The sequence below is a fragment of the Streptomyces sp. SCUT-3 genome (assembly GCF_014083985.1).
GTDB lineage: Bacteria > Actinomycetota > Actinomycetes > Streptomycetales > Streptomycetaceae > Streptomyces_H > Streptomyces_H thermolineatus.
The window spans coordinates 5,069,220-5,090,736 of sequence record NZ_CP046907.1; the positions used below are offsets into that span (position 1 = coordinate 5,069,220).

Sequence of the window (21,517 nt, forward strand, 5' to 3'; positions counted from 1 at the left end):
AGGTACCGGATCCCAAGGAAAAACGGGGCAGGATGCATATCTCATTCCTGATTCACAACGGCTACGGGATCGGCGGGACGATCCGTACGACGTTCACGCTCGCCCGGACGCTCGCGGAGCACCACGACGTCGAGATCGTGTCGGTCTTCCGGCACCGGGACACCCCGGTGTTCGACCTCGGCCCCGGGGTGCGCCTGCGGCACCTGGTCGACATGCGCAAGGGCACACCCGGGTACGAGGGCGACGACCCCGCCCACCGGCGGCCGTCCAGGGTCTTCCCGGTCGACGACAACCGCTACCCGCAGTACAGCGCCCTGACCGACGAGCGGATCGGGCGCTTCCTGAAGTCCCTGGACTCGGACGTGGTCGTCGGCACCCGGCCCGGACTCAACGTGCACATCGCCCTGCAGTGCCCGAGCCGGGTCGTGCGGGTGGCGCAGGAGCACCTGACCCTGGACGTCCACCCGCCGATGCTGAACCTGCGGCTGCGCAGCCTCTACCCGAGGATGGACGCGCTCACCACCGTCACCGAGGCCGACGCCGAGGCGTACCGGCGCAGGATGCGCCTGCCCGGCGTGCGGATCGAGGCCGTGCCCAACGGCGTCCCCGAGCCGGGGATCGCACCGGGCGACGGCACCGGCAGGTACGTCGTCGCCGCCGGCCGCCTGGCGCCGGTCAAGCGCTACGACATGCTGGTCACGGCCTTCGGGAAGGTCGTGCGCGAGCGCCCCGACTGGAAGCTGCGGATCTACGGCGGGGGCGAGCAGAAGGAGAGGCTGCGCTCCCTCATCGACCGGTCCGGGCTGTACAACCACGTCTACCTGATGGGGCCGGCCGCCCCGCTGGAGGCGGAGTGGGTCAAGGGCTCGATCGCCGCGGTCACCTCCAGCCTGGAGTCGTTCGGCATGACGATCGTGGAGGCCATGCGCTGCGGCCTGCCCGTGGTCAGCACGGCCTGCCCGCACGGACCGCGGGAGATCATCCGGGACGGGGTCGACGGCCGCCTCGTCCCGCCCGGCGACGCCGACGCCATGGCGTCGGCGCTGCTGGAACTGATCAACGACGACGTCCTGCGCCGCCGCATGGGCCGGGCCGCGCTGAGCAGCTCGGCCCGGTTCGACCCGGGCGAGATCGCGGCGCGCTACGAGGACCTGTTCGACGACCTGGTGCGCGGCCACCGCGGGGCCGGCGGCGTCCTGCGCTCCCTGGGCCGGGAGACCCGGGGACGGCTGCTCAGCGGCGCCTACACGGTCACCGACACCGCACGTCGCGTGAAGAGGAGCATCGCCTGATGGCCACCGAGCAGAGCACCGGACGCCCGGCACCGGCCGCCCCCGCCGACGGCCGGGGGGACCGGGCCGCACGCGGCCCGCGGGCCGACTGCACCGTCGACCGCTCCGGCGACCTGGCCGTCCGCGTCGTCCTGCCGGGCGCCGCCGCCGGCGCGCGGTTACTGCTGCGCAGGCGCGGCGACGAGCAGGAGGTGCGCGTCCCGCTGGAGCCGGCCGCCCCCGGGGACGGCGACGTGCTGCGCGCGGTCCTGCCGGCCGCCGTCCGGCTGGCCGAGGGCCGCTGGGACGCCTACGCGCTGCCCGCCCCCGGCGCCGGACGGCTGCGGCTGGCCCCCGGCCTGAACGACCTGCGCGCCCTGGTCGACCAGGAGCGGGACCCGGGGGTGAGCCCGGTCGCGGTGCGCATCCCCTACGCGACCAAGCACGCGAACCTGTCGGTCCGCGCCTGGCTGCGCCCGGCCCACGCCGAGGTGGAGGAGCTGCTGGTCACCGGCGCGGGGACCGCCGTGCAGGCCCGGCTGCTGGGCGCGCGGCTGTCCGACGACGCCGTCGTGGAGGCCCGCTGCCGGCAGGACCCCCGGCAGGTCCGCCAGGCCCCGGCCCGCAGGGCGGGGGCGGGGGAGGAGGACCGCTTCACCTTCACGGTCCCCCACCGGGAACTGGCCGCGGCCCGGTCCGGCACGCACGACACCTGGGACCTGTGGCTGCTCCCCGCCCCCGGAGCCGGGGCGGTGCGCGTCGGTCGCCTCCTGGACGACGTGCCGGACCGGAAGAAAATCTTCACCTATCCGGCGGACTCCCTGGACACCCCGCGCGGGCGGGTCCGCGTCCAGCCGTACTACACGGCCGACAACGACCTGTCCGTCACGGTGTCGGACCTTCCGGCACCTTAAGTGACGGAGAAGCCGGAGAACCCGGCGACGCCCCGGGCGCCCGAGCCGCCGCCGACCGCGCTCATGAAGATCCCCACGTCCTGGACGGGCGCCGCGGCGGGAAGGGTGACGGCGGCGACGGTCTCCCACACCCTGCCGTCGGCGCTGCACTCGCCGGTGCAGCGCCGCCCGTCGCGGGTCAGCCGCAGGTGGACGGGGGCGGCGTAGCCCGCCAGCAGCCGCCGGGAGTCCAGCCGGCCGTCCCCGTCCGAGTCCCAGGACAGCACGACGCCGTTCGCCGGGGTGAGGGCGAGGCTCAAAAAGCCCGGCGAGCCCGGGGCGGCCAGGTCGTCGCGGACGACGAGGCCGGCCCGGGCCCACGCCCCGGTGGGGTCCTGGTGCAGCACCCGGACCGTCGCCCGGGCCCGCCCGGGCAGCCCGCCGGGGTGGACGACCGCGCCGAACTCCTCGGTGGCGCCCCACATGTCGCGGCCGCCGCCCTCCACGGCGAACCGGTCACCCACCTGGGCGAAGACCGCCCCGTTGGAGCTGACCGTCCGGTGGGGGGCGCCCACCCCGCCCGCGGTCATCACCCGCACGGCCGCGGTCACCGAGCCGGGCGCGCCGCCCACCGTGCAGCGGGCGACGGGCACCAGCAGGGGGGCCGGCGACGCGGCCGGGCCGGCGGCCGTCAGCCGCCACGACGCCCGGCCGGGGCCGGCGGGCAGCGGTTCGGCGGTGACGCCCCGGGGCGGGGCCAGGGAGAACGAGACGTCCCGGGCGGGGGTGAACCCGTTGAGGTCCTCGAACCGGGCGGTGAGCACGACCGGGCGGTCCGGCCCCAGGACGCGCCCGTCCACGGACGCCGTCAGGGAGGTCTGGCAGGTGTCGCGGGCCAGTTCCTCCCGGACGCGGACGGCGGCCCGCCAGGTGTCCCCGGCCGGCTCCGCCGGCAGGTCGTGGCGGCGGCGGGCCCAGGCGTCCTCCAGTGCGAACCAGTCGACCGGCGCCGGGCCGCGGTCCTCGGCGAGCGCGGCGGACAACTCCTCGAACAGGGTGCGCCAGCGCAGCGCGTACAGGCCGCCGACCAGGCCGGACCACTCGCGGTTGGCGTAGTCGTGCAGCCGCCCCTCGTCGGCGGCCCGGCGCGGCCCCCAGACGGTCAGCAGGGACACCGCGTCGTACTCCAGCCGGTCCGCCTCGGCCCGGTCCGCGCCCCAGCGGCGCGCGTCGGCGGCCCACCGGCCCAGCAGATGGCGCCCGTCCGTGGCCACCAGCGCCTCCAGCAGCTCCATGTGCCGCATCCACACCCGCGCCAGCCGGTCGAAGCGCTCCCGGTCGCCGGCCGCGTGCGCCGCCCGCAGGGCCGGCAGCAGGACGCGGCTGCGGTTGGACAGCGCCTGGCGGGCGACGTCCAGCAGGTCGCAGCGGTAGGCGCTGCTCCGGCGCAGCTTCGGGGCGACCGCGAGCAGCCCGGTCAGGGCGCGGTCGAACTCGCGCACGTCGTACCGCGGCGCCCGGGGCGACCAGGCGGCGGCCGAGGCGGCGGTCAGGGCCGGGCGGGCGCCGTACAGCCCCTCGTGGGCCTCGCTCCAGCCGTCCTCGCGGGTGGTCCCGTAGGCGGTCCGGCGCAGCACGTCCCAGGCCGCGGCCGCGTGCGGGTCCGGCGCGCCGTAGCGCTGCACGGACCAGCCGGAGAACCACGACGCGAGGTCCGGCGCGGCCTCGGACCAGGGCAGGTCGGTGAACAGGGCGAGGGCCGCCGGGTTGTTGTGGGAGGCCTCGGGCATCAGGGCGATGCCCCGCAGGGCGCTGCCCTCCTTGGCCAGCCAGGCGTGGTAGAGCCGGGCCCAGTCCGGGGTGTTGGCGCCGAGGGTGGTGTGGCCGCCGAAGTTCCAGATGCTGCCGAAGGCGTACGGGGTGCCCGCCCAGTCCGTCTCCCGGTCCACCACCGCCGGGCGGCGGTCGGACAGCCCGTCGAGCACGAGCATCCGGTCGCGGTCGACCGCGTCGAGCAGTTCCCGGGCGGGGTTGGACTGCCAGCCCAGGACCGCCCACACCGCGTCGGGGCGGGCCGTGAGCAGGGCCTCCTGCACGGCGCGGGCCGCCTCCCCGACGGGGACGCCGCCGGGCCTGCCGCCCTCGTGCAGCAGGTCCGTCCGGTACAGCGCCGCCTCGCCCAGCAGCTCGCCCTGGACGCGGTAGAAGGCGGCGGCCACGCGGGCGAAGAGCCCGGTGCGCGGGTCCAGCCAGTCGGGGCGGTCGAAGCCCAGCCACCGTCCCTGGGGGATCACGACCGCGCCCGGGTTGCGGTCGGCGAAGCCGTCCGGCACGGCGCCGGACCAGCCCGGCAGGACGGGGGACATGCCCAGCTCGCGCAGCCGGTCCACCACGCGGCGGGCCAGCGCGGCGCGGGCGTCCAGCAGCTGCTGCGAGACCGGGCCCCCGAAGCCGGACAGGTTCTGCAGCAGCCACCACGGCTGGTGCGCCGGCCCGGGGACCCATTCCCGCAGCTCCTGCGCGGTGTGGCCGAACTCCTCGAAGACGCGCCGGTGGACGGTGTCCGAGCCCAGGCACACGAGTACCTCGTTGACGCCGTGCAGGGCCAGCACGTCGATGGTGCGCTCCCACCACGCCCAGTCGGCGTACGGGGCCGTGTAGCCCTCGCCGGTGTCGTTGAGGGCGAAGCGGTGCGGGACGTTCGCGGTGCGCGCGTACGGCGCCGCGGGGGCCGGGAGGCGGGCGGGCAGGTCCGTCTGCTCGCCCGCCCAGGAGACGTGGGCGTGCGCGGTGTGCCGCAGGTAGTGGTGGAAGCCGGCGAGCTGGACGGCCGGGGTGGTCCCCTCGACGGTGATCAGGCCGGTACGGCCGCCGACGCGGAAGGCGTCGGCGCCGTCGCCGCCCGGCAGGGCCCGGAACTCCACCTGCCGGTGGTGGCGCGGCAACAGCCGGGCCAGCGCGTCGGCGGCCGGGCCGCCCGTCCGCGGGGCCGACGGACGCACGGCGGGCGGTGCCCCGCCGGCGGCCCCGGGGACCGCGGCGATGCCCAGGGCGGAGAGGAACGAACGGCGGGCCATGCGCATGGCTGCTCCCGGCTGCTCGGCGACGGCCTCCGAGCGTAGAACGGCGGGGCGGCCCTTCGGCAGAGGACACCGCGGGCCGTCCGGGCGACCGGCGGCGGGCCCGGCGCGGCGACGCGCTCCGCACACCCTGAACACCTTCGGTGAACGGGTGTTGACGGTCAGTGACTCGTACAGCGATGCGAACTGCCGGGCATGTGCGGTGGGTGCCCGGGTAAGCGCTGAGACGTCGAGGAGACAACTCCCGACAGACCCCGACCCTTGGTACGGAAGGGATATGGCTACCAGCGAGCGGAACAGCAGCGAGGACGGCGACGGGCGCGTGCCCGCCCCGGTCGCGATGCGCAACGCGGCACAGCAGCTCGCCGAACTCCTCGGTTCGGCCCCCGAATCGGTCTCCGCCCTCAAGCCCACCGACGACGGCTGGGTGGCGGACGTGGAGATCGTCGAGGTCGAGCGGATCCCGGACACCATGAGCGTCATGGCCAGCTACCGGGTCACCCTCGACGCCCGGGGGATGCTCCTGGGCTACGAGCGGCTGCGCCGCTACGCCCGCGGCCAGATCGACCGGGACGACCGTCGGCGGTAGCCGGCCCTCCCGGAAACCAGTGAAGGGAGAACCACACCGTGACTGTCATGCCGCAGACCGGCGCCGCCTCCGGCGGGTCCGGATCGGGCAACCTCTACGACATCCTCGAACTCATCCTGGACCGGGGGCTCGTCATCGACGCCTTCGTGCGGGTGTCCCTGGTGGGCATCGAGATCCTCAAGATCGACGTACGCGTGGTCGTGGCCAGCGTCGACACCTACCTGCGCTTCGCCGAAGCATGCAACCGCCTCGACCTGGAGTCCGGGCGCAAGGCCCCCACCCAGCTGACCGACATCGTCGGCGACACGGTGGAGAAGGGCGCCAAGGGCAAGTCCAAAGGCGCCCTGACCGGCGCGGTCGAGGCGTTCACCGACTCCCTCCAGGGCGGGGGCGAGCGCGAGGAGGAGCCCGAGCGCCGCGAGCGCTCGACCAGCAGCAGCCGCCGCACGGCGCGGAAGCGGGAGGAGTAGGCAGTGTCCGTCTACGTGTACGCCATCACAGCCGCCGACCACCCGCTGCGGCTGGACGACCTCAAGGGCGTGGGTGAGGCGGAGGCCCCCCTCCGGGCGGTGAAGGAAGGACGGGTCGCCGCCGTGGTGAGCGACGCCCCGGCCGAACTGAGGGCCAAGAGAAGAGACCTGGCCGCCCACCAGGCGGTCCTGGAGCGGCTGATGAGCGACGGCGCCGTCCTGCCGATGCGCTTCGGCCTGGTCGGGCCCGACGACGACCAGGTCGCCGAGGTCCTCCGGGAGCGCTCGGAGGAGTACACCGAGCGCCTGGCCGAACTCGACGGCTGCGTCGAGTACAACCTGAAGGTCTCCCAGGACGAGGACGACCTGCTGCGCGAGGTGGTCCTCGGCTCGGAGGAGGTCCGCCGCCTCAACGACCTCACCCGCTCCGGCGAGGGCACCCAGGACGACCGCATCGCCCTCGGCGAGCTGGTCGCGCGGGAGGTCGAGGAGCGCGGGCAGGCCCGCGCCGGCGAGATCGCCGCGGCGCTGGAACCCTTCGCGGTCCGCCGGGAACCCGGCCAGCCGACGAAGGAGCACTTCTTCAACACCTCCTTCCTCGTCGAGCGCGGCCGCGCCAAGGAGTTCACCGACGCGGAAGAGGCGCTGGCGGAGAAGTACGGCCAGGGGTACGGGTTCCGGCTGCACGGCCCGCTGCCCCCCTACAGCTTCGTCTGAGCCGCACGGCAGGAGGACCGCCATGGGCCTGATCACGCAGATCCTGACCCTCCCCTTCGCCCCCGTGAAGGGAGTCGGCTGGGTGCTGGACCAGGTGGTCCTCACCGCGGAACGCCAGTACTACGACCCGGCCCCCGTCCGGAAGGAACTGGCGGAGCTGGAACAGGCGCTTCTCGACGGAGAGATCGACGAGGAGGAGTTCGACCGTCGCGAGGACGAACTGCTGGACCGCCTCGAGGAGCTCGAGGCGTACCAGCAGTCCCTGCAGGCGCGCTCGTGAACGACACGGAAAGACAGGGCGAGATGATGGACAACGCGAAGATAGGCGCAGCCCTGGTGGGTGGCTACCTGCTCGGGCGGACGAAGAAGGCCAAGCTCGCCGCCGGACTGGGGATGTTCCTGGCCGGCAAGAAGCTCAGCCTGGACCCCGCGCAGTTGGGCAGGATGCTGTCCGGTTCGCAGGCCCTGGGCGGACTCAGCGACCAGGCCCGCAAGGAGCTGCTGGAAGCCACCAAGTCCGCCGCGGCGACGGCACTGACCAAGAGGGCCAGCAGCCTCGCCGACACCCTCCACGAGCGCACCGTCGGACTCGGGAAGGGCGGGGGCGGCCGCAAGGAGGAGTCGGCCGAGGAGGAGCCCGAGGAGCCCGAGGCCCGTGAGGAGCCGGAGGGCGAGGAGGAGCCGGAGGGCGAGGAGTCCCGGGCCGAGGAGGAAGGGGAGGCCGAGGAGCCCGAGGAGGAGAAGGAGGAGAAGGAGGCGCGGGAGAAGCCCCGGCGCCGTACCGCCTCCGCCTCCCGCAAGACGGCGGGCGCCGCCAAGACGGGGGGCGCCGCCAAGACGGCGGGCACCAGGACGGCGGGCACCGCGAAGAAGGCTGCCGCCTCTCCCCGCAAGACCGCGGCCGCGTCCCGGAAGAAGGCCGGCTCGGCCGCCTCCGGAAGGGGGAAGCGCAGTGAGTGACACCAACGGCTTCATGGGCCGGATCGCCGACAACCCGGCCGCCGACCGGCTCAAGCAGGAACTGCAGGACTACCTCCGGGCCAGGGCCCAGCAGGCTGTCACCGATCTGGGCCACAAACTCGGCGAGGGGGTCTCCAGACTCGCCGAACCCGGCCAGAACTCCGGACAGGGACTGCTGGGGAGCCTGGCCAAGGGCGGGCAGGCGCTGGCGGAGGGCAAGTCCCCCGCGAGGGCGGCGATGTCCGTCGGCGCCTCGCACGTGAAGGAGAGCGTCAAGGAGAAGGTCAAGGGCCTCTTCGGCAAGGGCAAGGGCAAGGGCGGCGGCGGCAAGTCCAAGAGCGTCACGATCATCGAGAACATCGACGTCGGCGTGCCCGTGCGCGTGGCCTACGACCAGTGGACGCAGTTCCAGGAGTTCAGCACCTGGGCCAAGGGCGTCGTCAGCGTCGACCGGACCGACGACGTCTCCAGCAACTGGGCGGTGAAGGTCGCCAAGTCGACCCGCACCTGGAAGGCCACCGTCACCGAGCAGGTGCCGGACGAGCGGATCAAGTGGACCACCGACGGGCCCAAGGGCACGGTCAAGGGCGTGGTGACGTTCCACCCGCTCGGGGAGAACCTCACCCGCGTGCTGCTGGTCCTGGAGTACTTCCCGCAGGGCCTGTTCGAGAAGACCGGCAACATCTGGCGCGCCCAGGGCCGCCGGACCCGTCTCGACCTCAAGCTCTACCGCAAGTTCATCATGATGCGCGGCGAGGCCACCGACGGCTGGCGCGGTGAGATCCGCGAGGGCGAGGTCGTGCGCGACGACCAGGAGGTCCGCGAGGCCGAGGAGGCCGAGGAGGCCGAGGAGGCCGAGGCCGGGGAAGAGGGCGAGGAGCCCGAGGAGGGCGAGGAGGAGCGCGGGGAGGAGGAAGAGCCCGAGGACGAGTACGAGGAGGGCGAGGAAGAGCCCGAGGAGGGCGACGAGGAGCCCGAGGACGAGTACGAGGACGAGGAGGAGGAGCCCGAAGAGGAGGAGGGCGAGGAGGACCGGTACGAGGACGACGAGGAGGAGCCCGAGTACGACGAGGAGCCCGAGGACGAGTACGAGGACGAGGAAGAGCCCGAGGAGGACGAGGACCGTCCCCGCAGCAGGCCGGCCGCCCGCCGCTGACACCCCGGACCCGGAACGATCCCGGAAGACCGAACGACCCCGGAAGCGAGGCCGAACAGCGTGACCGAACCGATCGCCTCCCGCATGGGCCCCACGCCCAACCGGGCGGTGTCCGCCTACGGGCAGCAGGGGTCGTCGGCGAACCTCGCCGACATCCTCGAGAGGGTGCTGGACAAGGGCGTCGTCATCGCCGGCGACATCCAGATCAACCTGCTCGACATCGAACTGCTGACCATCAAGCTGCGCCTGCTGGTCGCCTCCGTCGACAAGGCCAAGGAGATGGGCATCGACTGGTGGGAGCACGACCCCTCGCTGTCCTCCCGGGCCAGGGAGGACGGGTACAGCATGGAGCGGGGCAGGGCGCACCGTTCGCTCGAGGAGGAGAACGAGCGTCTGCGGGCCGAGGTGGAGAGGCTGCGTTCGGCGGAGGGCCGGGCGGTCGGGGGCGGCCCCGTCGAGGGCCGTGTCGTCGAGGAGCGCGCCGAGGGCGCCCCCGCCGTCGAGAGCCGTGCCGACGCGGACCGCACGGGCGAGGAACGGAGGTGACCCCGGTGGGGAACGAGGAGGAGACGGCCGTCTACGTCTACGCCGTCACCCGCGAGGTGCCGGAGGCCGAGGCGGCCGTCGCCGCCCTCCCGGGGGTGCTGGGCACACCGGTCCGCACCGTCTCCGAGGGCGGGCTGACGGCCCTGGCGGGGCGGGTGCCCGCGCACCTCTTCGGGGAGGAGGCGCTGAAGCGGCAACTGGAGGACCTGGAGCAGCTGGAGTCCATGGCCCGCGCGCACAACGCCGTCGTCGAGGCGGTCACCGCGCGGACCCTCGCCCTGCCGCTGCGCCTGGCGACCGTCTACCTCGACGAGGAGCGGGTGCGGGAGATGCTGCGGGAGCGGGCGGAGGAGTTCCGGGAGCTGCTGGGCCGGCTCGAGGGGCACCTGGAGCTGGGGGTCAAGGTCTACGCCGACCCGCAGCACCGCCCGGCGGCCTCCGAGCAGTCCGGGGCGGGGGAGCGGGCCCCGGCGGCGCGGGCCGCCGTGAGCCCCGGCCGCGCCTACCTCCAGCAGCGCAGGATGCAGCGCCGTTCCCGGGAGGACGCCTACCGCAGTGCGGAGCAGGCCGCGGCGGCGGTCGCGGCGGAGGCCGAACTGATCGCCGTGGACCGGGTCCGCCACCGCCTCCAGCAGGGGGAGCTCGCCGCCGGTCCGGGCCAGAACATCGCCAACGACGCGTACCTGGTGCCGGTCGCGCAGGCGGAGGAGTTCCGCCGCAGGGTGCTGGCCGCCGGGGAGGCACCCGGGGTCCGCGTGGAGGTCACGGGGCCGTGGGCGCCGTACTCCTTCGCCACCCCGCCGCCCGACGCGGCACCGGCCCCCGCCGGGGAGGGTCCGGCCGGCGGCGCCGTGGCCGGGGCCCCGGGGTCGGGGGAGCGATGAGCAACGGGGTGGACCTGGCGGGCTTCGAGGAGGAGACCGCCGCGCCGGCCGGCCGCCAGGTGGCGCTGATCGACCTGCTGGACCGGCTGCTCACCGGGGGCGCGGTGCTCACCGGTGACCTGGTCCTGTCGGTCGCCGACGTGGACCTGGTGCGGATCAACCTGCGCGCCGTCATCCACTCGATCGGCCCGGACAGCCCGGCCCCGTGGTAGGGGCCGGTCCGGGGAGAAGGAGGAACGAGACCATGCCCGAGTCCGAGTGGCCGGACGGGCGTCCGGACGAGCGAGCGGACGGGCGTCCGGAAGGGGCCCGCCTGGAGGAGGTGGCCCGGGCCGCCGCCCGCGCCTTCGACCTGCTGCCCGCAGGGCCGCAGGACCGGCCCGGGAGGGAGAGCACCGCGGCCACCCGGCTCAGGACCGACCCCGACACGGTGGAGCGCGACCTGATCAAGCTGGTGCTGACCATCGTCGAGCTGCTGCGCCAGCTGATGGAGCGGACGGCCCTGCACCGGGTGGACCAGGGAGACCTGACCGAGGAGCAGGAGGAGCGGATCGGGATGACCCTGATGGTGCTCCAGGACCGGATGGCCGAACTGGTCGAGCGCTACGGCCTCACCATGGAGGACCTCAACCTCGACCTCGGGCCGCTGGGGAGCCTGCTGCCGCAGTCCTGACGGGCGGGCGCGACGGCCGGGTGCGGCGGCCGGGCGGGCGCGGACCCGTGCCCGCCCGGCCGTCACGGCTGTGCGTTTCCGCCATTGATTCGATCTTGTCCGGGACGGTCGGCGAGCGGGACCGTCAACCGGGGCGCATCCGTTCGGCCGCAGGCGGGGCATCGGGCGGGAACTGCGGATTCCCCGTCGGCCCGCCCGCGGCGAATACCTATTCCTGGCCGCTCGCGGCGGTTCGCGTGCGGGCAGGTAAATCCCCGGAATTCGAGGCCGGAAATCATTCGTTCAGGTGAGGGAGGATTCATAACCTCCTCACGCGATTCTGTGACAAAGATGTGACGATCAGACTGTGAGCGGGCTTCCGTGTCCCGGACCGAGACCCTACGGTGTGACTCATGGCGCACATACCGAACTCCGGCACCCCGAACGACGACCCGGACGGCTACGTCGGCCTGGCCGCCGACACCGCCGAGGAGCGTGCCCGCGGGAAGGGCTGGACCACGGTCCGGCGGCTCGCGCCCGGCGCGATCATCACCATGGAGTACCGGGAGGGGCGGCTCAACCTCACCGTCGAGGAGGACGGCACGGTCAGCCGCTGCTGGAAGGGCTGACCCGCCCGGGTACGGCGAAGGCCCTGGTGGAACACCTTGTGTGTTCCACCAGGGCCTTCGCCGTACCGGTGCCGGCGGGCGGGGGAGGGAGGAGTGTGCGTACCGTCCGCCCCCGCCGGGCTCAGCCCCCGGCTCCCGCGCTGCGCTCGCGGGCCTGGCCGAAGGCGGCGCCGCGGCCGGCGGGGCGCTCCGGGTACGGCCGACGGCTCCCGGGCTGGTGGTGGCCGGCCGGGGGGCGCTCGCCGCGGGCACCGTGCGGACGCACCGCGGGATGGTGCAGGCGCGGCTCGGCGTGGTGGCCGGCGGCGGCCGACGGGCCGCCGCTCCGGGAGCCCTCGGCCGTGCGGCGGCCGAACGGACCGCCGTCGACGGCCCCGCGCGCCGCGGAGACGCCCGCCAGGGCCCCGGCGGGCACCGGGGCGGGGGAGGGGGGACGGCCCACCGGCACCGCGACCTGCACGGCAGCGCCCCGCCGCCGCGCCACCAGGGCGCGGACGCGGACCTCGACCGAGGCCACGACCGGCTCGAACCACGGCAGCGCCAGCAGGACGAGCAGCCCCGCGGTCCAGCCGGCGAGCACGTCGCTCACCCAGTGGGTGCCCAGGTAGATGGTGGTCATCCCGACGCCGAGGGCGAAGACCGCGGCCACCACCGAGGTGACCCGCCGCGCCCGCGTGGTGGTGGCCAGGTAGGCCAGCACCCCCCAGGTCACCACTGCGTTGGCGGTGTGCCCGGAGGGGAATATCGCGCCTCCGGCGAACAGTTCGGCCGATCCCACGGAGGTCGCGTAGTGCGGTCCGAGGCGGCCCAGTCCGTACTTCACCGATCCGACGGAGAGGTTGAGCAGCAGCAGGGCGATGCCCAGGATCAGCAGCGGGCGCGCCGTCCGCTGCTTCCAGCAGCGCCACCCCAGCCAGGCCAGCACGATCACGGCCGTCGGGCCGCGCTGGCCCAGGACCACGAAGTAGTCCAGGAAGGCGTGGAACTCCGGCCACTGCTTGTAGGGGCGCAGCAGCATGACCTGCCAGTCCAGCCGCACCAGCCAGGAGGTGCTGAGGACGGCCGCTATCACCGCCGCGTAGGTCGCCAGGGTCGCGCCGAACAGGATCCTGCGTGTTCGGCTCAGCCCCGGGACGTCGCGACTGCTCGTATGGGAGCCCCGGGGGAGCCGTGACTCCCAGGGGACAACCTTTCCTTCGGTACGCACGCAATCGACGTTACAGCGTGTGACGGGCGCACTCGGCCGAACCCGACTCTTTGTGATGACGATGTGATGTGGAGACTCTGCGAAGTTGTCATTCTGCTCACATTTTCGGCCGCCTTTGCGCCGGTGCGGGGCGTTGTCGGGCCGCGCGTGCCGGCGAATTGGCCGGGGTAATTCCGGCGGCCGATTCAATTGCCGTTCCGCCGCAGGACCCCTCCGCTTAAGGTTCCACTGAGGGAAAGTCCGTTCGATTCTGGCGGGCGCGGTGCGCGCGTCCCCGGACCCGCCCCCGCCCGGGAGGCGTCCTCCCCGGCCGGCCGCGCCGGACCGCTCCCGCCGCCGGCCCGGCGGCCGGGACCGCGAGGTCTGCCACGCACTGCCCTGCGACTCTCGCGTACCCTGGCGACTCACTCGCCTTTTGCCGCCGGGCCCCCGGAACCGGATTCCGCCGTGCCCGGGCGCGAGCGCAGTACTGGGAGGTGTGCGGATGACGGGAACGGTCCCGGCCGGTACGACCGCGCGGGGAAGGGGTGGCGGGACGGCCAACAGATGGCTCGTGCTCGTAGTCCTGTGCGTGAGCCTGCTGCTGGTCGCGATCGACGCGACCGTCCTGCACGTGGCGGTCCCCGCCGTCTCCGAGGACCTGCGGCCCGGCGCCGCGGAACTGCTGTGGATCGTCGACGCCTACCCGCTGGCCGCCGCCGCCCTGCTCATACTGTTCGGCACCCTGGGCGACCGGGTCGGCAGACGCCGGGTCCTCCTGCTCGGCTACGGCCTGTTCGGGGTGGCCTCGGCCGTCGCGGCCTTCGCCCCCAGCCCCCTCGTCCTCATCGGCGCCCGGGTGCTCCTCGGCGTCGGCGGGGCGATGATCATGCCCGCGACGCTGTCGATCCTGCGCCAGGTCTTCCCCGACCGCAGGGAACGCGCCATGGCCATCGGCGTGTGGAGCGCGGTCGCCGCGGTCGGCGCCGCCGTCGGGCCGCTGCTGGGCGGTTTCCTGCTCGAGCACTTCTGGTGGGGCTCGGTCTTCCTGGTGAACATCCCGCTGATGGTGGTCAGCCTGCCGGTGGGCCGCCTGCTGCTGCCGGAGTCGACCGGGGACCGGGACGGCCCCTGGGACCTGCTGGGCGCCGCGACGGCCGCGGCCGGCGTGCTGGGCCTGGTCCTGGGCGTCAAGCACGCCGGGGCCGGCCCGGGACCGGCCCACCCGGCGGCGCTGGTGCCCCTCCTCGGCGGCTGCCTGATGCTCTACCTGTTCGTGCGCAGGCAGAAGCGGATCAAGCACCCGCTGGTCGACATGGCGATGTTCTCCAGGCCGGCGTTCGGCACCTCCGTGGGCTGCATCGTGGTGGCCATGCTGGCCCTGGTCGGCCTCGAGCTCGTCGCCGCCCAGTACCTGCAGCTCGTCCTCGGGCTGAGCCCCCTGGAGACCGGCCTGCGCCTGCTGCCGCTGACCTTCGCCGCGATGGCCGCCGGACTGGCCGGTTCGCGGATGCTGCACCGCCTGGGGCCCCGGATCATGGTCGCCCTGGGGTTCCTGCTCACGGCCTCCGCCGTCCTGGGCCTCACCGTGATGGGCCAGCACGACCGGCCCCTGGTCCTGGCCGCGGGCTTCCTCGTCCTGGGCTTCGGCCTGGAGACCACCCTCTTCGGGGCCTACGAGAGCATGCTCAACGAGGCCCCGGCCGAGCAGGCCGGCGGAGCCGCCGCCATCGGCGAGACCTCCTACCAGCTGGGCGCCGGGATCGGCATCGCGCTGCTGGGCAGCGTCATGAACGCCGCCTACGCCCCCGGGGTCCTGGAGGCGCGGGGCGTGCCGGGGCCGGCGAGGAACGACGCCGCCCACTCCATAGGCGAGGCGTACGAGGTCGCCGGGCAGCTCGGCGGAGCGGCCGGCGAGACGCTGCGCGCCGCGGCCCGGACCGCCTTCGTGCACGGACTGCACGTCACCCTCGTGGTCAGCGCGGTGCTGCTGTTCCTCGGCGCGCTCGCCGCACTGCGCCTGCCCCGCACCGCCGAACCCGCTCCCGGAACCGGCCCCGCGCCCGGCGGATCCGGCGGCTCCGGCGCGGCCACCGCGCCGGAGCCCGTGCCCGCAGCCGGGTCCGGCGGGAGCGCGGCCCCCGGGGAGCGGAAGCAGCAGCCCGGGCCGGGGACGGCCCCCCGGACCGGCGGACCGCAGACGGCACCGGGTGCGGACGGGAGTATCGGCGCCCAGCGCGGGCACGGACTGTCCCCCGCGCAGACCGTGCGCCGCTGACCGGCCCGTACGCCGCCCGCCGGCTCGGCCGGCCCGCTCCGGACCCTCGGCGGGTGCAGGGCCACAATGGCGCTGCGGGGTCTGGACGCCGTCCCGGGCCCGCACGTACCGTCGGGGCCGGACCGGGACGATCACCGGGTCGTCCGGGCCCGCTCCGAGCCGCAGAGAGCTGAAAGGCGCGTCCATGAGCGCGAGTGCACCGCCGCCGTTCGACCGTCACGACCCCCTCGGTCTCGACGACCTGCTGAGCGACGAGGACCGCGCGGTGCGCGACACCGTGCGCCGGTGGGCCGGGGAGCGGGTCCTCCCCTTCGTCGCGGAGTGGTACGAGAGCGGTGAGCTGCCCGGCATCCGCGAGCTGGCCCGCGAGCTGGGGTCGATCGGCGCCCTGGGCATGTCGCTGGAGGGCTACGGCTGCGCCGGGGCGAGCGCCGTCCAGTACGGCCTGGCGTGCCTGGAGCTGGAGGCCGCGGACTCCGGCATCCGCTCCCTGGTGTCCGTGCAGGGCTCGCTGGCCATGTACGCGATCCACCGCTTCGGCTCCGAGGAGCAGAAGCAGCAGTGGCTGCCGCGGATGGCCTCCGGCGAGGTCATCGGCTGCTTCGCGCTGACCGAGCCCGACCACGGCTCCGACCCCGCCGCCATGCGCACCACCGCCAAGCGCGACGGCTCGGACTGGGTCCTGACCGGCCGCAAGATGTGGATCACCAACGGCAGCGTGGCCGGGGTCGCCGTGGTCTGGGCGCGCACCGACGAGGGGGTCCGCGGCTTCGTCGTGCCCACCGACGCACCCGGCTTCTCCGCGCCGGAGATCAAGCACAAGTGGTCGCTGCGCGCCTCGGTCACCAGCGAGCTGGTCCTCGACGGGGTGCGGCTGCCCGCCGACGCGGTGCTGCCCGGGGCCACCGGGCTGCGCGGCCCGCTCAGCTGCCTGAGCCACGCCCGCTACGGCATCGTCTGGGGTTCGATGGGCGCCGCCCGCGCCTGCTTCGAGAGCGCGCTGGAGTACTCGAGGACCCGTGAGCAGTTCGGGAAGCCGATCGGCGGTTTCCAGCTCACCCAGGGCAAGCTCGCCGACATGGCCGTCGAACTGCACAAGGGGATCCTGCTGGCGCACCACCTCGGCCGGCGGATGGACGCGGGCCGGCTGCGCCCGGAGCAGATCAGCTTCGGCAAGCTCAACAACGTCCGGGAGGCCATCGAGATCTGCCGCACGGCGCGCACGATCCTGGGGGCCAACGGCATCTCGCTGGAGTACCCGGTCATGCGGCACGCCACCAACCTGGAGTCGGTGCTCACCTACGAGGGCACCGTGGAGATGCACCAGCTGGTGCTCGGCAAGGCGCTGACCGGCCTGGACGCCTTCCGGGGCTGAGGAGCGGGCCTTCCGGGCCTCGGCCCCCGGGCCGCCCGGGCCCTGCACGCCCCGCCCCCCTGCGCGCCCCGCCCGGCCCTGCGCGCCCCGCACGCCCGGTGCGGGGCGCGCGGAGCCGGGGCGCTCCCGGCCGGGAGCGCCTCTCCGGAGCCGGCGGGGGAGCGCGGTCAGCTCTGGTTGAAGAACTCCGCGCCGTGGCCGTTGTCGGTGGTGAGCACCTTGTAGTCGGCCGGGGTGAGCAGGAAGACCCGTGTGGCCACCCGCTCGATGGAGCCCCGCAGGCCGAAGGTGAGGCCGGCCGCGAAGTCCACCACCCGCTTGGCGTCGGCCGGGTCCATCGAGGTGAGGTTCATGATGACCGGGATGCCGTCGCGGAAGAACTCGCCGATGCCGCGCGCGTCCCGGAAGCCGTCCGGGGTCACCGTGGCGATGCGCCGCCCGTCGTCCGCGGCGCTGCGGGCGGGCACCTGGATCCGGGGATCGGTCACCCACGGGGCGACCTCCGGCTCGGGGCTCTCGGCGTAACCGTCACCGGCATCGTCGTAGTACCGGTCGTCCTCGCCGTCGTCGACAAGTCCCAGCCAGGCGCTCGCCCTGCGTACCGAACCCATGGACGCCTCCTTTCACACGCGGTCCCTACCGTCCGCCCCCCTATGGTCGTCCATGACGAGGACGATGCGCCAAGCGAAAATCCCGCCGGACGGTCTTTCGTGACGGTACTGGTGCAGAAGATGTGGTGACCCGTCAGAACTCCTGTTCGGCAGGGGAGGTGACGGGACGGGAAGTGCGGGTGGCCGCGGCGGCCGACGGCCTCCGCGCCAACTCGGTCCCGGGGGGTGGAAGTCGGCGGACGGGCGGTCGCCGGGTGGAGGTGTCCGCCGTCGGCCGCGGCCCGTCGCCGACGGGCGGAGTGCCGGTGGCCGGGGGCTCTTTGGGGCGGGCGGCCGGGTGAACGGCCGGCCCGCGACCGGACGGGAAAAGGTGACCGTCCGGGTGAAGGGCGGGGTTCCGATCGGCGGTGCCCGGCCCCGTCCGACCGGCGGCCGTCGCGCCGTCCGGCGGGTCGCCCCCCGGGTGCGGGGCGCGTTCGGGCGGTGTGCCGGCGCGGCGGGAACCGTGCGCGCGGCCCGTCCGGGGCCGCGGCCGGCCGTGCGCGGGACGGGGGCCGGCGGCCGGTGCCGGGCCGTGCAGGTGGAGGTCGCCCATGATCCGCGTCCTACCCCGCGCCCTCCGGCTCATGCCCTCCCGGGCGCCGGGGGAGCCGCGTCCGCCCCCCGGACGGACCCCGGCGGGTGGCCGCGGACGCGCGGTCGAAGGAACCTGACGGCGCGACACATGGCCGACCGTTCGGACGGGTTGGCGGCGTCCGCCCTCTTGTGCGAGAGGTCGGGGATCCTGATACTCCCCTCAGGACTTGTCAGGAACACGACGATCCTGGCTCTCGACGTCCGTCCCCACGGCACGACCCCCACAGCACGACCCCCACAGATACTCCAACAGGAGGAACGCAGTGAGGATCAGGCGAAGCACCCCCCACAGCGGCGTGGCCCGACGCACCCGGCTGATCGCCGTCGCGTCCGGTCTCCTCGCGGCCACGGCCATCACCCTGCCGTCCGCCAACGCCGCACCGACGGGGGCTTCCCCCGAGGCCGCCGCGGCCGTGGCCCAGCAGCTCGGCGCCGCCGCCACCGCGGGCACCTACGTCGACGACAGCGGCCGGGCCGTCGTCAACGTCACCGACTCCGAGGCCGCGGCCGAGGTCCGCGAGGCCGGCGCGGTCGCCCGCGTGGTCGAGCACAGCACCGCCGAGCTGAACAAGGCCGGCGACGCGGCGAAGGCCGCCGACATCGCCGGCACCTCCTGGGTCATCGACCCGCAGACCAACAAGATGGTGGTCACCGCCGACGAGAGCGTCAGCAAGGCCGAGATGGCCAAGCTGAAGAAGGCCGTCGCCGCCCACGGCGACGCCGTGAAGGTCCAGCGCACCGCCGGCACCTTCAACAAGCTCATCGGCGGCGGCGAGGCGATCTACGCCAGCAGCGGGCGCTGCTCGCTCGGCTTCAACACCGTCAAGAGCGGCGTCTACTACTTCGTCACCGCCGGCCACTGCACCGACGGCGCCGGCACCTGGTACTCCAACTCCGGGCGCACCACCGTCCTCGGCTCGACCGCCGGCACCAGCTTCCCGGTCAACGACTACGGTCTGGTGCGCTACACCAACACCTCGGTCACCAAGCACGGGTCGGTCTACCTGTACAACGGCAGCTACCGCGACATCACCGGCGCGGGCGACGCCTACGTCGGCCAGTCCGTGCAGCGCAGCGGCTCCACCACGGGCCTGCGCGGCGGCAGCGTCACCGGCCTGAACGCCACCGTCAACTACGGCAACGGCGACATCGTCTACGGCATGATCCAGACCAACGTGTGCGCCGAGCCCGGCGACAGCGGTGGTGCGATGTTCTCCGGCAGCACCGCCCTGGGCCTGACCTCCGGCGGCAGCGGCAACTGCTCCTCCGGCGGCACCACGTTCTTCCAGCCGGTCAAGGAGGCGCTCAGCGCCTACGGCGTCAGCATCTTCTGACGCACCCGAAAGTCCCGCACGGCCGCCCGGCCCCCGCACGGTGCACCCGCACCGGGCGGCGGCCGGGCGGCCCGTTCCCGTCCCGGCCGCGCCGGGTCCGGCAGCCGCCGCCGGCCCTGCGGCACCCCACGGAAACCCCGTCAGGAGGAACGCAGTGAGGACCGGACGAAGCACCGCCCCCCGCAGTGGCACCGCCCCCCGCAGCGCCGCCGCCTCCCGCAGCCGCGTGGCCCGGCGCACCCGGCCGATCGCCGTCGCGTCCGTTCTGCTCGCCCTCACGGCGTTCACCCTGCCGTCGGCCGGTGCCGAGCCGGCGGGGGCCTCCCCCGAGGTCGCCGCGGCCGTGGCCCGGCAGCTCGGCGCCGCGGACATCGCCGGCACCGCCTGGGTCGTCGACCCGCGGACCGGCAGGACGGTGGTCACCGCCGACGAGAGGGTCGGCAGGGCGGGGACGGCCGAGCTGGAGAAGATCGCCGCCGCCCACGGCGGCGCCGTGGAGGTCCGGCGCACCGAGGGCACCTTCGACAAGTTCATCGCCGGCGGCGACCCCGTTTACTCCGACACCGGCTCGCGCTGCACGCTCGGCTTCAACGTCCGCAGCAGCACCGCCCACTACTTCCTCGTCGCCGGCCACTGCGCCGACGGCGCGACCACCTGGTACGCCGACCCGGGGCGCACGGTCGTGCTCGGCACCACGGCCGGTTCCAGCTTTCCGGGCAACGACTACGGCCTGGTGCGCTACACCAACACCTCCGTCCCCAAGGAGGGGACGGTCAACCTCCACAACGGCAGCCACCGCGACATCACCGGCGCGGGCAACGCCTACGTGGGCCAGTACGTGCAGCGCAGCGGCTCCACCACCGGTCTGCGCGGCGGCACCGTCACCGGCCTGAACGCCACCGTCAACTACGGCGGGGGCGACATCGTGTACGGGCTGGTCCAGACCACCATGTGCGCGGAGCCCGGCGACAGCGGAGGCCCGGTGTTCTCCGGCGGCACCGCCCTGGGCCTGGTCTCCGGCGGCAGCGGCAACTGCTCCTCCGGCGGCACCACGTTCTTCCAGCCGGTCACCGAGGCACTCGCCGCCTACGGCGTCGGCGTCTACTGACGGCGCGCACCCGGCAGCCGCGCACCCGCGGGCGCGTTACCGTGGAAGGAGCAGGTCACCGCGTACGTGGGCAAGGGGGCCCGCCATGGTCGTGGAATTGCTGACCGCCGGCCTGTCGGCGGCCGCGCTGCTCGCCGCGAGCGGCGCCCGAGTGGTGCAGCAGTTCGAGCGCGGGGTCGTGTTCCGGTTCGGCCGGCTCCGCTCCCCTGTGCGCGGCCCCGGCTTCACGATGATCGTCCCCGTGGTCGACCGGATGCGGAAGGTGAACCTGCAGATCGTCACCATGCCCGTCCCCGCCCAGGAGGGCATCACCCGCGACAACGTCACCGTCCGGGTGGACGCCGTCGTCTACTTCAACGTGGCCGACGCCGCGGACGCGATCATCAAGGTCGAGGACTACCGCTTCGCCGTCTCCCAGGTCGCCCAGACCTCGCTGCGCTCGATCATCGGCAAGAGCGACCTGGACGACCTGCTGTCCAACCGGGAGAAGCTCAACGAGGGCCTGGCCCTGATGATCGACAGCCCGGCACTCGGCTGGGGCGTGCAGATCGACCGGGTCGAGATCAAGGACGTCTCCCTGCCGGAGACGATGAAGCGCTCTATGTCCCGCCAGGCGGAGGCCGAGCGCGAGCGGCGGGCCCGGGTCATCAACGCCGACGCCGAGCTCAGGGCGTCGAAGATGCTCGCCTCGGCCGCGCAGACCATGGCCGACACCCCTTCGGCCCTCCAACTGCGCCTGCTGCAGACCGTGGTGGAGGTGGCGGCGGAGAAGAACTCCACGCTCGTGCTGCCGTTCCCGGTCGAACTGCTGCGTTTCCTGGAGCACTCGACGCACCGGCAGCAGTCCGATCCGCAGCAGTCCGATCCGCAGCAGTCCGGCTCGCAGTCGTCCGAACTGCAGTCGTCCGAACAGGATTCGGACACGGGGGAGCCGGTCGTGCAGGAGCTCCCGGGGCAGGAGGAGCCCGGTCCGGAGGAGTCCGGGTTGCAGGCGATCGAACGGCGCCCGGCCGCGCCGAAGGAGGCGCCTTCCGACCTGCCGGAACGCCGGTCCGGGTTCCCCGAGCGGTAGACCTGACGGCCCGTCGCCCCGGCGGGTGAGCGTCCGACATTCCAGTTCATCACAGGGGACGGCCCTCGCG

The 21,517-nt window shown here is 74.1% G+C and carries 21 protein-coding genes; 18 read left to right on the plus strand and 3 right to left on the minus strand.

Going from position 1 to position 21,517, the window contains the following annotated elements; all coding sequences use genetic code 11:
- Positions 1-32 precede the first annotated feature (32 nt).
- Together GQS52_RS22335 and GQS52_RS22340 are read left to right on the plus strand one after the other, a co-directional pair.
- On the plus strand, positions 33-1,292 hold the full coding sequence (locus GQS52_RS22335) for a glycosyltransferase family 4 protein (protein ID WP_182315119.1): 1,260 nt from the start codon (positions 33-35) through the stop codon (positions 1,290-1,292).
- Positions 1,292-2,185 (plus strand): hypothetical protein, encoded by an 894-nt coding sequence (locus tag GQS52_RS22340; RefSeq protein ID WP_182315120.1) that lies wholly within the window; start codon positions 1,292-1,294, stop codon positions 2,183-2,185. Before GQS52_RS22335 ends, GQS52_RS22340 begins: the two co-directional genes overlap by 1 nt.
- On the opposite strand, the gene GQS52_RS22345 is transcribed toward GQS52_RS22340, so the two are convergent.
- Complete coding sequence (locus GQS52_RS22345; protein WP_259370914.1) at positions 2,182-5,241, minus strand: alpha-N-acetylglucosaminidase; 3,060 nt, start codon at positions 5,239-5,241, stop codon at positions 2,182-2,184. The two genes, GQS52_RS22340 and GQS52_RS22345, sit on opposite strands and share 4 nt — an antisense overlap.
- A gap of 280 nt (positions 5,242-5,521) precedes the next feature.
- Between GQS52_RS22345 and GQS52_RS22350 the strand changes: the two genes are divergently transcribed.
- From GQS52_RS22350 to GQS52_RS22400, 11 genes are all read left to right on the plus strand, one after another.
- Positions 5,522-5,833, plus strand: coding sequence for a gas vesicle protein (locus tag GQS52_RS22350; protein WP_182315122.1), 312 nt, complete (start codon positions 5,522-5,524; stop codon positions 5,831-5,833).
- A gap of 38 nt (positions 5,834-5,871) precedes the next feature.
- Complete coding sequence (locus GQS52_RS22355; RefSeq protein WP_182315123.1) at positions 5,872-6,303, plus strand: gas vesicle structural protein GvpA; 432 nt, start codon at positions 5,872-5,874, stop codon at positions 6,301-6,303.
- A 3-nt stretch (positions 6,304-6,306) separates the two neighbouring features.
- Positions 6,307-7,020 (plus strand): GvpL/GvpF family gas vesicle protein, encoded by a 714-nt coding sequence (locus tag GQS52_RS22360; RefSeq protein ID WP_182315124.1) that lies wholly within the window; start codon positions 6,307-6,309, stop codon positions 7,018-7,020.
- 22 nt (positions 7,021-7,042) lie between these two features.
- Positions 7,043-7,300: a gas vesicle protein GvpG gene (locus GQS52_RS22365; RefSeq protein ID WP_182315125.1), complete on the plus strand. Its 258-nt coding sequence runs from the start codon at positions 7,043-7,045 to the stop codon at positions 7,298-7,300.
- On the plus strand, positions 7,297-7,980 hold the full coding sequence (locus tag GQS52_RS22370) for a hypothetical protein (RefSeq protein ID WP_259370915.1): 684 nt from the start codon (positions 7,297-7,299) through the stop codon (positions 7,978-7,980). Before GQS52_RS22365 ends, GQS52_RS22370 begins: the two co-directional genes overlap by 4 nt.
- Positions 7,973-9,136, plus strand: a complete 1,164-nt coding sequence (locus GQS52_RS22375; protein ID WP_259370916.1) for an SRPBCC family protein — start codon at positions 7,973-7,975, stop codon at positions 9,134-9,136. Before GQS52_RS22370 ends, GQS52_RS22375 begins: the two co-directional genes overlap by 8 nt.
- 84 nt (positions 9,137-9,220) lie before the next feature.
- On the plus strand, positions 9,221-9,682 hold the full coding sequence (locus tag GQS52_RS22380; RefSeq protein WP_182316650.1) for a gas vesicle protein: 462 nt from the start codon (positions 9,221-9,223) through the stop codon (positions 9,680-9,682).
- Positions 9,679-10,566 carry a GvpL/GvpF family gas vesicle protein gene (locus tag GQS52_RS22385; RefSeq protein WP_259370917.1) on the plus strand — a complete coding sequence of 296 codons (888 nt, stop codon included), beginning with the start codon at positions 9,679-9,681 and terminating at the stop codon, positions 10,564-10,566. Before GQS52_RS22380 ends, GQS52_RS22385 begins: the two co-directional genes overlap by 4 nt.
- Entirely contained in the window at positions 10,563-10,778 is a 216-nt protein-coding gene (locus tag GQS52_RS22390; protein WP_182315126.1) for a gas vesicle protein, read from the plus strand. The genes GQS52_RS22385 and GQS52_RS22390 overlap by 4 nt, the downstream gene beginning before the upstream one ends.
- 32 nt (positions 10,779-10,810) lie before the next feature.
- The gene (locus tag GQS52_RS22395; RefSeq protein ID WP_182315127.1) at positions 10,811-11,239 is read left to right on the plus strand and encodes a gas vesicle protein K; all 429 of its coding nucleotides are present in this window, start codon (positions 10,811-10,813) and stop codon (positions 11,237-11,239) included.
- Between the two features lie 392 nt (positions 11,240-11,631).
- Positions 11,632-11,847, plus strand: coding sequence for an I78 family peptidase inhibitor (locus tag GQS52_RS22400; RefSeq protein ID WP_182315128.1), 216 nt, complete (start codon positions 11,632-11,634; stop codon positions 11,845-11,847).
- 121 nt (positions 11,848-11,968) lie between these two features.
- On the opposite strand, the gene GQS52_RS22405 is transcribed toward GQS52_RS22400, so the two are convergent.
- Entirely contained in the window at positions 11,969-13,054 is a 1,086-nt protein-coding gene (locus GQS52_RS22405; RefSeq protein WP_259370918.1) for a phosphatase PAP2 family protein, read from the minus strand.
- A 484-nt stretch (positions 13,055-13,538) separates the two neighbouring features.
- Between GQS52_RS22405 and GQS52_RS22410 the strand changes: the two genes are divergently transcribed.
- Together GQS52_RS22410 and GQS52_RS22415 are read left to right on the plus strand one after the other, a co-directional pair.
- On the plus strand, positions 13,539-15,311 hold the full coding sequence (locus GQS52_RS22410) for an MFS transporter (RefSeq protein ID WP_182315129.1): 1,773 nt from the start codon (positions 13,539-13,541) through the stop codon (positions 15,309-15,311).
- Between the two features lie 184 nt (positions 15,312-15,495).
- The gene (locus GQS52_RS22415; RefSeq protein WP_182315130.1) at positions 15,496-16,686 is read left to right on the plus strand and encodes an acyl-CoA dehydrogenase family protein; all 1,191 of its coding nucleotides are present in this window, start codon (positions 15,496-15,498) and stop codon (positions 16,684-16,686) included.
- Between the two features lie 167 nt (positions 16,687-16,853).
- Here GQS52_RS22415 and sepF read toward each other — a convergent pair whose 3' ends face one another.
- A complete protein-coding gene (sepF, locus tag GQS52_RS22420) occupies positions 16,854-17,297 on the minus strand; it encodes a cell division protein SepF (RefSeq protein ID WP_182315131.1) in 444 nt (147 codons plus the stop codon).
- Between the two features lie 899 nt (positions 17,298-18,196).
- Between sepF and GQS52_RS22425 the strand changes: the two genes are divergently transcribed.
- The 3 genes from GQS52_RS22425 (at position 18,197) to GQS52_RS22435 (ending at position 21,447) form a co-directional block, all read left to right on the plus strand.
- A complete protein-coding gene (locus GQS52_RS22425) occupies positions 18,197-19,267 on the plus strand; it encodes a S1 family peptidase (RefSeq protein ID WP_182315132.1) in 1,071 nt (356 codons plus the stop codon).
- A 226-nt stretch (positions 19,268-19,493) separates the two neighbouring features.
- Positions 19,494-20,375 carry a S1 family peptidase gene (locus GQS52_RS22430; protein WP_259371178.1) on the plus strand — a complete coding sequence of 294 codons (882 nt, stop codon included), beginning with the start codon at positions 19,494-19,496 and terminating at the stop codon, positions 20,373-20,375.
- Between the two features lie 85 nt (positions 20,376-20,460).
- Positions 20,461-21,447 (plus strand): slipin family protein, encoded by a 987-nt coding sequence (locus tag GQS52_RS22435; protein WP_182315134.1) that lies wholly within the window; start codon positions 20,461-20,463, stop codon positions 21,445-21,447.
- Positions 21,448-21,517: the final 70 nt, after the last annotated feature.